This window comes from Cohnella sp. CFH 77786, from assembly GCF_019400745.1.
In the GTDB taxonomy this organism is placed as follows: Bacteria; Bacillota; Bacilli; order Paenibacillales; family Paenibacillaceae; genus Cohnella.
In genome coordinates this window covers 66070-78985 of record NZ_WJIB01000021.1, presented here as the reverse complement: position 1 = coordinate 78985, position 12916 = coordinate 66070, and the positions used below count along the sequence as shown (strand labels likewise).

The window sequence follows — 12916 nt, the reverse complement described above, 5'->3', positions numbered from 1 at the left end:
CATACAGGAAGGTGACAAATATTACAAACATTTAATGAAAAAGGTTGACTATAAAAAGGAGATGAACTTTATGAAAAAGATCTTTTTTACTGGAATGAGTGCATTATGTTGTTTTCTTTTATTGGCCGGTAATGTATTTGGGGCAAACGATCATGACGTAAACAATGAAGTCGATTCGAAAATAAGGGACGAGAAATCCGCATCATTGGAATATAATATTAAAAAGAGGATGGAACTTGGCTTTAAGTCTGACTCAGATTATGTGAAAGGTTTGTTAGAAAAAAAGAATCAACAAGATCTTGTTCTGCACGATTTTTATATGACACTGGATGAAGAAAAAGAATTTAAGGAAAGACTCGCATTTTTAAATGAGCGAATCCCACAAGTTAAAGCTCAATTAAAAACAGCATTTGGCGATGATAATTTCGGAGGATTATTTGTTAAGCAGAATGAAGGTGGCGTTCTATATGTCAGAATCAAGGGCATTAATAATACATCAAACCTAGAAATTGAGAAGACAACACGTCTTTTTGGAAAACCTGAAAAGATAAAGTTTATTGATGCAAAATTTAGTGAAGAAGAGCTGAATGAAAAGCATAAGCAATATTCGAAGATACAGAAACTCTAAAGGCTCAAGGTATTGATGTATTGTCAATTGCAACAGATGTTGTTGACAATGAGATTGAAGTAGGACTTAGATATGTGACAGAGAATGCAACAAATTACATGACCAATCGTTACGGAAAAATGTTGGAATTCTTCCAAGTGGATGAGAGCATGTTGAGAAACGAGAGTAAAACAAGTATGTATAATCCGATTCAGAGTGGTGTAATAATTGGGTCGAGCAGCGGAAGTACCTGCTCAGTTGGATTTTCTGCGAAGAATTCAAGTAACAGTTACTTTGTTGTTACTGCTGGCCACTGCCATGATGGCGTAGCCATGGATACATTTAAACAACCTTATTGGGGTCATGCGGATGCATACATCGTTGGCTCTTCAAATATCACTGGACAAGTGAGGGATGCTGGTTCTGTAGATGCAATGCTTATCCCTACACCCAGTTGGATCGTAAGCAATGATGTATATCTTAATTCATCACGAGATGAGGCAATTACAAGTTATCAAAGAGAAAGTAATGAATATGTTGGGCAATATGTAGCATTCTCTGGTTATAATAATACAAGCTATGGATTAATAGGCTCGACGAATATAAGTTCACTCGGTAATAGCAATTTAACTGCAGCCAACTATACTGCAATACCCGGAGATAGCGGTGGAATCTTATTTGATGATTATGATGGTATATTAATGGGAACTCATGTTGGTGACGGAACATTGAATGGAAATCACGTCGAAGTTTATACTCAAGTTGAAAACACTCTAAATTGGTTTAACATTACGCCAGTGTTAAACTAGCAATAAATAATAGCTGCGTTTAGGAACCTGGTGCCTAAACGCAGCTTTTTGCGTTGGCAGTGCGTCGACTAAGGAGTGAAAATATCCAGCAAACCACGAGGTGATGGAAGTGCATAGATGACAGGTGGTGCGCAGTTCATGAGATTGCATGACAAAGAACCTGAAGACAAACCCGGAACAAGCGGCTGAAACCATGTTATCCATGCGGGTGATGCGAATGAATCACGAGAAATATTTCGCCGAGCGAAAGTCGAGCTGGGACTTCCATCTCGACCGGCTTGGCGCGTATCTCGACAAACATCCGGGAGAACCCGGACAAGGAGGAAGCAACGATGAATGAACCATCCGCAAAACATTCCACTTTCGTCATCGAACGAATTTATAAACACTCGCCAGCCCGGGCGGGCCAGGCCGCCAAAGCCGCCTGGTTCCCGAATGCCGAAGAGTTCGACTTCCGAGTCGGAGGACGCGAGTTCAACCGCGGGGGTCCGCCCGGGGGCCCGGTGTACACCTTCGACGCCCGCTACCAGGAAATCGTTCCGGACCAGCGCATTGTCTATTCGTATACGTTAGACATGGATGACACGCGGATATCCGTTTCCGTATCCACGGTGGAATTCAAGCACGCGGAAGTCGGAACGCGGTTGATCTATACGGAACAGGGCGTATTTCTGGACGGTCACGATACGCCCGAACAGCGTGAGCACGGGACAAAGGCGTTGTTGGATCGGCTCGGCGAAGCCTTGGACGGTCAATGAACGTCTTCGTGTTAGGCAATGAAACAAGCGATATCGGCAGCCTTAGTTCGATCATCCATCGGACTAAGGCTGTTCGTTTCATTCTTATAAAATCAGCCAACCCCCTTGTTTAAAATCAAGCTTAGATTATAATGATTATAAATTGGTCGTCCTCCCCGGGCGCGCGTTTTTATTTTATGGATGGCAAACGCTGTGATATAATCTTGGATAACGAAGAGGGGAACTGCATGGAGGCATAGAGTGAACGATAACGCGAGAACAACCGGGGAGGTGCCTTGCCGATGAGTCAGCGGAAACGCGTTGCCAAGAACAAGAACCGGCGTCCCAAAGTCATCCCGATGCGTCTGGATGCGACTTTTTTCTTCGAACGCGCCGTGCAATCGCTGGACCGCTTCCATTACGACAAGGCACTGAAGTATTTCCGCCGGGCTGTCGAATACGAACCGGAGAACCCGGTCAACCACTGCAACATGGCGGGGATTTTGTCGGAAATGGGCCGGTACGAGGAATCGAACGTCATTCTGCGCTCGGTTCTGGACCGCATCGATCCGGCCATGACCGAATGCTATTACTACCTGGCGAACAATTACGCCAACATGGAGCTGTACGAGGCGGCGGAAGAAGCGCTCGTGCGCTACCTCGAGAACGACCCGGAGGGCCAGTTCCTCGACGAGGCGGACGAACTGCTGGACCTGCTCGGCTACGAGCTGAACCGGCCGACCAAGATTTCGACGATCAAATCCAAGGAGAACGTATTCGCCCACGACAAGGCGCGCGAGCTCCTCGAGGCCGGACGGTTCGCCGAGGCGGTCAAGATCCTGGAAGAAATTATTCAGCGCCAGCCCGATTTCCTCGCGGCCCGCAACAATCTGGGCTTGGCATACTATTACATGGGATTGTTCGACAAATCGGTCCAGACGATCACCGAGGTGCTGGACGCGGAGCCCGGCAACCTGCACGCGCTGTGCAACCTGGCCATCTTCTACCAGCACGCGAACCGCGAAGCGCAGCTCCGGTCGCTGATGGAGAAGCTTCGCAAAACCGTGCCTTTCCATCCCGAGCACGTGTTCAAGCTGGCCACGACGCTCGGAATCGTCGGAGAGCACCGCGAGGCTTACCGCCATTTCCGCCGCCTGCTGAAGACCGGCGAGCTGTCGGGCGAGCCCAGCCTGCACCATTTTGCGGCCGTGGCGGCGGTTAATCTCGGCTTGTACGACGAAGCCGACCGCTATTGGCGGCAGGCCGGGAGACTCGATCCGGAGTCGGAGGTTCCGACGTTCTACTTGCGGAAGCTGGACAAAATCCGGACGGGCGAGGAAAGGCCGCCGGTCCATTACCATTACCACCTGCCTTTCGAAGAACAGTTCAAGCGTTGGGAAGCCAGCCCCGGGCTCGTATCCGAAGCGTTGAAGCGCGATCCTCTGATCCGCTCCTCGTTCTTCTGGGCGCTCCGGCATGGCGACCGCCGTACGAAGGTCCAGGTCATCCAAGCGCTCGGCCTTGTGGCGGACGAAGAGGTGATCGAGGCGCTGAAGGCGTTCCTGGTCGATCCCGAGGAGGAGGACGAGCTCAAGCGGGTGGCGGTGCTGGTGCTCCGTTCGATCGGCGTCCAGGACGCGCTAACCGTGACGTTCAGCGGCCGCACGATCACGCTGGAAGCCCGCCGCAAGTCGGCGAAGCTGCCCGTATGGGACAGCGCGTGGCAGGCGGTGCTGGAGAAGGCGCTGGAGAACATGTCGGGCCGGTACGACGTCGTCCAGCAGCACGATATGATGACGCTGTGGGTCGATTACCTGTCCCGGGTGTACCCGGAAGTGCCGAAGCTGCACAAGGCGGCAGGCTGGGCGGCGGCTCTCGAATATTGGACCGCCAAGATGCACCGGAGAACGGTCACCTATTCCGATCTGGTGAGCCGCTACGGGGCTTCGCAGGCGAGCATCAGCCGGTATGCCAACCGGATTGACGAGGCCTGCGGAATCCGCGAGAAGCTCGATTTGACGACTCCCGCTTTCAAGGAGAAGAAATAAACGAACGTCACATATAGAGAGACGGAGGAAGAAACCATGTACAAATCGATCGTTATCGGAACCGGCCCTGCCGGACTCACGGCGGCCATCTATCTGGCGCGCGCCAACCTGAATCCTCTGGTCATCGAAGGCCCGGAGCCGGGCGGACAATTGACGACCACGACCGAAGTCGAGAATTTCCCGGGTTTCCCGGAAGGCATCATGGGGCCGGAACTGATGGCCAACATGCGCAAGCAGGCAGAGCGTTTCGGAGCGGAATTCAGGACGGGTTGGATCAATTCCGTGGATACGTCCAAACGTCCTTTCACCCTGACCCTCGAAGGCGGGGAAACGCTGCAGGCGGAGACGCTCATCATCTCGACCGGCGCATCGGCCAAGTACCTGGGCATCCCCGGCGAACGCGACAATGTCGGACGCGGCGTCAGCACCTGCGCGACCTGTGACGGATTTTTCTTCCGCGGCAAGAAAATCATCGTCGTCGGCGGCGGCGACTCCGCGATGGAAGAAGCGAACTTCCTGACAAGGTTCGCGTCCGAAGTCGTATTGGTACACCGCCGCGAGGAGCTGCGCGCTTCCAAAATCATGCAGGACCGCGCCCGCGAGAATCCGAAAATCACTTGGGCGCTTAACCGCACGCCGCTGGAAGTTATCGCGACCGGAATGGGCGTCACGGGACTCAAAGTCCTGAATAACGAGACCGGCAAGGAAGAGGTCATCGAAACGCAAGGCCTGTTCGTGGCGATCGGCCATACGCCGAACACGAAGTTCCTGAACGGCCAGATCGACACGGACGAAATCGGCTACATCAAGGTGAAGCCGGGCTCCTCCGAGACGAACGTGCCAGGGATCTTCGCTTGCGGAGACGTGCAAGACAACAAATACCGCCAAGCGATCACGGCGGCCGGGAGCGGCTGCATGGCGGCGCTCGACGCGGAGAAGTTCCTGGAAGGCTCGGCCGTCCACGACTGGTCGGGAGCGGTATCTTAATAGACGCACGAAACGACAGAAGAACCGGAGTCTCCTCCGGTTCTTCTGTCGTTTCGGCGCTGTCCCAGTCGTTATGTGGCTTGGCCAACCAATTTCCAGCTTCTATACCAATTGTCGATGTCGGTGTTGACCGGCGTCTCCAAATCCCGTTCCAGTCTCGTTGTCAGCAGCAGATACTGCTCCTCAACGCCTATGCTTTCGCCGGCTGCATCATACAGCTTCATCAGCGAGAAATAGCTTTCCTCCTCGTCCGGAAGCATTCGTTGGATACGGAGATGAACCTCGATCGCTTTTCTCGGTAGTCCGTGCCGTTCGTAAAACTCGCCCAAGTTTCTCATTTGGTGCAACCAGAGCAACCGAAACCGTTCCCGCTCGTGTTCCGCCCATATATAGCCATAAGCCTCAAGATAATGGCCATTGTAAGCATTCAGTACATGCTCGTAAGCATCCGCGGTGTTCGGATCCAGGGGGCCCAGTTGCTTCAAGTCGTTTTCCCATTTCTCGGCTTCCACCCGCACCTTCCCCAGTTCCAGTCGGTATCCCGCTTCCCAATCCCCGCTTTGAATGGAAATCATGTCCATGCCGTATTTCTTCAACGTTTGGCGGATGTAATAAATCGTCGTATAGAGCTGCTGCGCGGCTTTAGACTCCTCGAGGTCCGGCCACAGGAGCTCCAGCAAAACGCCGCGGCTGATCGTCCGGTCCCGATGATGGAGCAAGTAGGCGAACAACTCTTGCGCTTTGCTCGTCCGCCATTTGACGGTCTGCGCATCCATGCCGGGCAATTGAAACTGAACCTGATGAAAACAACGAATGAATGGGGAGTTCGTCTCTCGGACATTCGCGGCGCCCTTCAGGCTTAATTTCTCCTTGAGTCGCAGCACGGTTTGGCGGAAACGATCCCGATCTATGGGCTTCATAATATAGTCCAGTGCATTGAGCTCGAAAGCGCGCACCGCGTACCGGTCGTAACCGGTCACGAATACGATTTCGATTCCGGGTACGACCGACTGGATTTGCTTGCCCAGATTCAGTCCGTCGATCTCGGGCATCTGGATGTCCAGGAACACGACGTCGGGGCGATGCGCCAATACGCCGGCCACGACATCCTCCGGATTCGAGTAAGCGGCGATCACCTCCATTCCGCTCACTTCGTTCTTGATCGCTTTTTGTAACTCAAGCAATGCCAAGGGCTCATCGTCAACCAATATGGCTTTCACAGGAGCTGCCTCCTTGAGAGTCTAACTTGTTGTTGGCTTTGTGCATGCAACCCTATTACGAATCGCTGGATTGCACATCTCCTAATTATCGGAAAATGGCTTCCGTTTGTATAGACGGTCAGGTTGTATAGTTTTTGTTGAGGTTGGATTGATAGACTCATTCATATAAGAAAGTATACATAGGGAAGTGGAGGGAAATCATGCAATGAAACGACAACGCAGCGTAGGCAAAACGGTAATCTCTTTCTTGTTGGCGGTTTTGCTTGCCTTACAGACCGCGACATTCGCTGCTGCCGCATCATCAGACGATTCCGGGACGGCAACGGTCGGCGAGGCCGGCGCGACGGAACCGTCCGTATCCGAGGCAGTGTATGGAAACCCGGGGGCTGCCGCCCCGATGGCTATGGCGGCGGCAGTTGCATCGGACAAAACCGATGTGTTTATGGGGGCGAATTCAACCTTTCCGTTGACAGTGCTGCAGGGAACTCCTCTTGCTGTTATTGCACCCGGAGAAACCATCCAAGGCAGACAGCAATTTACGCTGAAGTCGGAGGGTCTCAAGGTGCCGGTGAATGGCGACGATCCGAATCCGACGAATGCTGATTCTAGCAAGTACATTCAGAAGGGCGACTGGATTGAGCTGACGAGAGATCCCCACTTCAAGGAAGTGGTGTTGCCGACAGCTACCAAAACTTTGATGGCAACAACTGAATTTGGCGCGAAACAGCTTGGGACTGCCTATTTCACCCCGAACAGCATCAAGATCGTGTTTAATGGCGACGATAGCTTTTTCAACGGTGTTGGACGAGCGGTTACGTTCGGCTTTGAAACCACCGCCAATTCGGATTTGACGGGCTTAGAATACGGAGAGTCAAAGCCTATCTCCATTTTCGGAGGGGCGTATCAACTGAAAAATCCGGAAGTCACACCGGCATACAGCATTACATTGCTTTCGCCGGGAATGATCAAGTGGGATCAATATAGCTATCGCGGAATTCAACCCGCACAATTTGTTGAAGGTGCGATTACCTGGCAGTCAACAGTATCTGCTTTCGATAAGTTTGATGCCACAATCAAGCTGCCGCTCGACGGGGAGAAGTTTTTTACGGATCCCGCCTCTTATAATACTGGCTTTGGTAATGTCCGAGGCATCTATGTGCTTGGTTCCTTCAAGGTCAACGACATAGCGGTAGAGCCCAATATCGACTCCGACGGTAAGCTGAGCTACATCTTCCCGCCAGGTACCGGTATAGATCCGAAGGTCGAGTTCAAGACATGGATTCCGAAAGAAGCTTACTATTACGAGCACCGGAATCCGCCGGGAAATCTTGGTCGCAGCTATCGGGACATGAATGGCATCGTGCAATTAAAAAAGAGTGATGACACGGTTTTAGTGAGCGCAAACCAAGAGATTTCCTTTGCACCCGATTGGATTACAGCGTCCGGTGCCTATGACCACGCGAATCAAATCATCACCTGGACGACCGACGTCAATGCGAATTATCATAAGACGGGTCTGAAAAACTTTACGATCACGGATGTGCTGCCGACGGGACTTGAATTCGTATCGGCAGAGTGGCAGTTGTGGGATGCCGCAGGGAAGAAGTGGGGCACTGCAACGGAGATCCAACCGGATCCAGCCACGACAAGCATCTATTCCTTCGGGGATGTAAATGAAGCTGTCCGGCTGGTCGTAAAGTCCAAGGTGATTAGCGGTTCCAGCTTCACCAACGTCCCCCGCGCGAACTGGGACCTAGACGTCAAGGACGCGAGCGGCAACGCCATCCAGAATAATGATGTGAGCACCGGTACCAGACCCGCTGCGGTAACCGACGAAGCAGTCATTACGATCGGGGCGCATACGTTCACAAAAGCAGGCTCTATTTCGATGGCGGATTATAACCTAGGCGGCATTACATGGACCGTTAACTTAACGCCACAGTATGCACTGCCGGATGCAGTAGTTTACGATGTGCTCGTTCATGGCGGAGATCTGAACGTCTTGAACGACGCTGTGGATGAAACCGGCGAGGTAAGCGCGGAAACGATTGCGAAAATCAAAGCAAATGTAAATACTGCGCAGCTGTGGAAGAAGTATCATGCGGGAAGCTTGAAGGGCGTGACCAATGCGTCTGGCTTGACCTTGAAGGCTATTCCTTTAAAAGTGAACGGCGAAGCGGTAGCGGATTTGATCAAAGTGACCGGATACAACACGGACAAAGCTACCTCCTTCAGCTTCCGTGCACTTGAGACCAACCCGGACGTTCTCTTCAGGCAAGATATTAACGTAGGTAAAACCCGCTGGAATCGGGCCCTGCTCTTTGACGGCGAAACCGTAAAAGCGGCGGATAATTGGATTAATCTTCATGTGCGTATGCTGAACAAGGATATGCTTTTCGCGTCAACGCCGTTGAAGGCAGACGGTACGCCTGAGATCGTTACCCCGAATAACGTCGGCAGCTACATTAGAAACGATAGCAATGAAACATGGACGATTTCTGCCTTTGACCGGACGACCAAGACCGTTACGTTCCGCTTGGGCGTGAACATGCCGGGCTACAACACCGATGAATTGGCGAAGGACGGCGGCAGTCGAGTCGTCACCGACATCAGACTGGTGGACACCCTGCCAGAGGGTTGGGAATTTGTTCCGTTCTCCGAGGACAAGAACTTCGAGCTGTACAAAGGCTACTCGGACAATGGCGGTGGCACTGAGTACGGTGTGCGCAATGATGCAATAAAGGTAATTGAACGGACTGACCCGAGTCATGTAGTCAAATTCGCCAGTAGTGGCAATATCGGAACCTTTACTTTCTCCAAGCTGGAAAGCCCTTATGTCATTTTAGTAAAGGCAAGACCTTCCAATGCGGCGCTGGAGAAATATTTGGAGGAGTACATTGCCAACGGAACAGCCAAGCAGGTGCTCTATAACAAAGCCGACCTGTTCATGACATGGGGCGGCGTGGAGAAGAAGGTCACGGAACAGCGCAAGGTCATCGTCCCGATCCAGACCTTGAGCAAATCGGTGAGCAAGCCGACGGCGGGCGTGCTGGAATGGACGGTAAACTATACCCCTCCGTTCAACATGGAGCAAGGCGTGTACCTGCAGGATACGATCGGCGCGAACATGAACCTGCGCTATGATGTAGACGGCAAGCTGGTGCTGACCGCGCCGAGCATGGCGGTATACCGCGCCGAGATGACCGCGAGCGGGACTTTGGTAAGGAAGGGTACCGCACTGGACCTCAGCGATCCGAATAGCGAGGTTCAAGCAGAAGCAATGCCCGGCGCGAACGGCACGACCGTTCTGACATTCCGGATGACCGATCCGAATCGGCTCTATCAGTTCGTATACCAGACCGAGGTGGACAACAAGAAAGCAAAAGCCGGCGACAAGATGGGCAACGAGGTCAAGCTGATGGGCGATGACAAGCTGAAATCTATCAGCGCCAAGAGCGAGAGCACGTTGGATAGCACGGACGTAGCAGGCGCGTCCAGCTCCAATGCCCTGTTGGCACTAAAAAAGGTAGATCCCAATGGCAATCCGCTGAAGGACGTAGAGTTTACGCTGTATAAGAAAGACGGCGGAGCGCAAGTTGCCAAAGGAAAAACCGGAAATGACGGCAAGCTTAATCTGCTGTTCCCGGATCCGGGCCTTTATGAGCTGAAGGAAACCTATATTGACACAACGACATGGTTGCCGACAACAAGAATTTATCAGGTGTATGTAGGTAATACACCCGGGAAGCCCATCTGGGTAGACGGAGTGAAAGTATCCTCTGATAATCCGCTGGTCGTGCCCACACCGGCCCAAGGCAAGCTGACCATCAGCAATAAGGTGGAAGGCAACGGCAGCGATTCTTCCAAGGATTTTGAATACACCGTGACCTTCACCGGCGAAGGCAAGGATGGAGAGTACACCTATAAGAAGCCGGATAATACGTTTGGCACGATCAAGAGCGGTGACAAGATTACCCTCAAACACGGGCAATCTGTGACGCTGCCGGCATTGCCAGTAAATCTGATCTATACCGTAACCGAGGGCGATTATACGACCGTTGACGGTTACACGACCATGCCGGAGACGAGAAAGCTGTCAGGCACTATCGTGAATAAAGGCGACCACAAAGCGGATTTTGTCAACAAGCGGAACGTTAGCAATCTGACCGTCAGCAATACCGTCACGGGAGACGGCGCAGAACCGGATAAGCCGTTTAAGTACACGGTGACCTTTGACGGTGCAGGAAAGGGTCAAGCCTATGATTATGAGCGTTCAGACGGCAAGACTGGCACGATCAAATCCGGCGATACCTTCATGCTCAAGGATGGCGAGACCTTTAAGATTAAGGGGCTTCCTGATAACCTGAAGTATACGATCACCCAGGACGATTACAAGAACGACGGCTACGCGACCACGCCTGCATTGTCTGATGACGGCATCATGGCGGGCGCCGATCGCAAGGCCGATTTCACCAATGATCGGAGCGTCAACAAGCTGACGATCAGCAATACGGTCATGGGCAACGGCGTCAAGACGAAGGACTTCGAGTACACGGTGACCTTTGACGGCACAGGCAAGGAGGGAAGCTACGCTTACGAGAAGTTGGGCGGTGGCTCAGGTACGATCAAGTCCGGCGATACCTTCAAGCTCAAGCATGGAGAGACACTGGATATTTCGGGTCTGCCTAAGGGTCTGAAATACACAGTTACCCAGAAGGATTACACAACCGAAGACTACGTGACCAACCCAGAGGAACGGTATCGAACTGGAGTCATGGCGGGCAAAGATGAAAATGCCCCGTTCACGAACGTGCGAGTCGTGGAGGGCGGCTTGCTCATCAGCAACGAGGTTAAAGGTAAAGACGACGACAAGAAGAAGCCGTTCAAGTACACCGTAACCTTCACAGGCGAGGGGGGAGACAAATCCTACTCCTATGAGAAGTCGGACGGCAGCAAGGGCGTGGTTAAGAGCGGTGACACCTTCGAACTTACAGATGGCCAGACGTTCGTTGTGCAAGGACTTCCGGCGGATCTCGAGTATACGGTGACCCAGGATGATTATACGAAGGACGGTTATGTGACGGAACCTAAAAGTTTCGTTCGCACAGATCACATTCCGGAGAAAGAAGTGGCCAAAGCACTCTTTGTCAATACCCGCCCGTATCTGGAAGGCGTGCTGCGTGACAACAACACAGGAAAAATCATTCCGAATGCGGAAATCATCGTGACGAATGTGAAGACAGGCGAGAAGCAAACCATCTATACGAATGGGGATGGGGAATATTCCGTCCCTGCCCAAGCGGATGCCGACTATACCATCACGTACACGAAGGTGTATCCTGTAGGCGGGAGGGACGTGCCTGTCGAGTTCACGCAAAAAGCGAACGTGGACGGCAGCGTGACGGACGAAACCGTTCCGGCGGACATTACAGCGGTAGGGATCGTTCTGTTCAAGCAGCAGGATGGCGAGAAGTCGCTCCTAGCTGATTTTCTCGATCACAAGAAGATGAAGATTTATTTGAAGTCTGGCGGCAACTATGTGCTGGACGACAACGGCGAGCGCAAGGCGTTCCCGCTGGGAGAGCAAGGCACATTCGCGGCAGAAGGCTTGTCTACGGGCAATTACAAGCTGGAACTGCGATATGAAGTGGACGGCAAGGAATTGCTCGTGATCGCGGGCAAGGATTTGAAGGTGAGCGACAGCGGAGAGCTCAATATCTCCGAAGAACTGGTTGATCCGTACGGCACCGTTTACGATGCAACCAAGGGGATCGCCACAGGGCAGATCGAAGGAGCAACGGTGACGCTGTATTATGCGGATACGGAGCGGAATAAAAAGAAAGGGATTACTGCGCACGATAAAGTAATCTTACCTCCGATTCCGGGTTTTGCGCCTAACGATAACGATAGCCCGGAACAATTCAGCGATCCGACCGGTTTCTATGCGTATATGGTATTCCCGGAAACGGATTATTATTTGGTCGTCACCAAGACGGGGTATGAGGAGTATAAGAGCCCTATAATCTCTGTCGAATCCGATATCGTTAGACACAACGTACCCATGCAACCGATTCGTTCCGACGGTGGCGGCGGAACCTACACTCCGCCCGAGAGCACTCCGCCTGGCAACGGCAACCAACCTGACGGCGACAACGGACCCGGCAACGGCGTGCCCGACAACGGCGTACCCGACAACGGCGTGCCCGACAACGGCGTGCCCGACAACGGCGTACCCGACAACGGCTTGCCCGGCAACGGCGTACCCGGCAACGGCGTACCCGGTAACAGCGTACCCGGCAACGGCGTACCCGGCAACGGCGTACCCGGCAACGGCGTACCCGGTAACGGCAACAACGGAACGCGCAACGGCAACGAGCTGGACGATGTTCCGAAAACAGGAGATAACAGCGCATCGCCCATCTTCTACATGGCTTTGGCGCTCATGTCCTTGATCACGCTCGGTTTCAGTCTGCGCAAAAGCAAGGAGAAACAACGCGTTCAGTAAACG

At 52.6% G+C, this 12916-nt stretch carries 8 protein-coding genes; 7 read left to right on the top strand and 1 reads right to left on the bottom strand.

The annotated features are described in order from the left end of the window. The first annotated feature begins 70 nt into the window (after positions 1 to 70). The 6 genes from GE107_RS23515 (at position 71) to trxB (ending at position 5188) form a co-directional block, all read left to right on the top strand. Complete coding sequence (locus GE107_RS23515) at positions 71 to 628, top strand: hypothetical protein (RefSeq protein ID WP_219643781.1); 558 nt, start codon at positions 71 to 73, stop codon at positions 626 to 628. 20 nt (positions 629 to 648) lie between these two features. Beyond that, complete coding sequence (locus tag GE107_RS23510) at positions 649 to 1416, top strand: S1 family peptidase (RefSeq protein WP_219643779.1); 768 nt, start codon at positions 649 to 651, stop codon at positions 1414 to 1416. A gap of 217 nt (positions 1417 to 1633) precedes the next feature. Continuing rightward, on the top strand, positions 1634 to 1756 hold the full coding sequence (locus GE107_RS26820) for a hypothetical protein (RefSeq protein WP_255570808.1): 123 nt from the start codon (positions 1634 to 1636) through the stop codon (positions 1754 to 1756). Then, a complete protein-coding gene (locus GE107_RS23505; protein WP_219643777.1) occupies positions 1749 to 2174 on the top strand; it encodes an SRPBCC family protein in 426 nt (141 codons plus the stop codon). The genes GE107_RS26820 and GE107_RS23505 overlap by 8 nt, the downstream gene beginning before the upstream one ends. Before the next feature lie 281 nt (positions 2175 to 2455). Continuing rightward, positions 2456 to 4201, top strand: coding sequence for a tetratricopeptide repeat protein (locus GE107_RS23500; protein WP_219643775.1), 1746 nt, complete (start codon positions 2456 to 2458; stop codon positions 4199 to 4201). A 36-nt stretch (positions 4202 to 4237) separates the two neighbouring features. After that, the gene (gene trxB / locus GE107_RS23495; RefSeq protein ID WP_219643774.1) at positions 4238 to 5188 is read left to right on the top strand and encodes a thioredoxin-disulfide reductase; all 951 of its coding nucleotides are present in this window, start codon (positions 4238 to 4240) and stop codon (positions 5186 to 5188) included. A 71-nt stretch (positions 5189 to 5259) separates the two neighbouring features. Here the strand turns inward: trxB and GE107_RS23490 are convergent, their stop codons facing one another. Beyond that, positions 5260 to 6408, bottom strand: coding sequence for a response regulator (locus GE107_RS23490; RefSeq protein ID WP_219643773.1), 1149 nt, complete (start codon positions 6406 to 6408; stop codon positions 5260 to 5262). A 205-nt stretch (positions 6409 to 6613) separates the two neighbouring features. Here GE107_RS23490 and GE107_RS26935 point away from each other — a divergent pair, with 205 nt between their 5' ends. Beyond that, a complete protein-coding gene (locus GE107_RS26935; protein WP_219643772.1) occupies positions 6614 to 12913 on the top strand; it encodes a DUF7601 domain-containing protein in 6300 nt (2099 codons plus the stop codon). Positions 12914 to 12916: the final 3 nt, after the last annotated feature.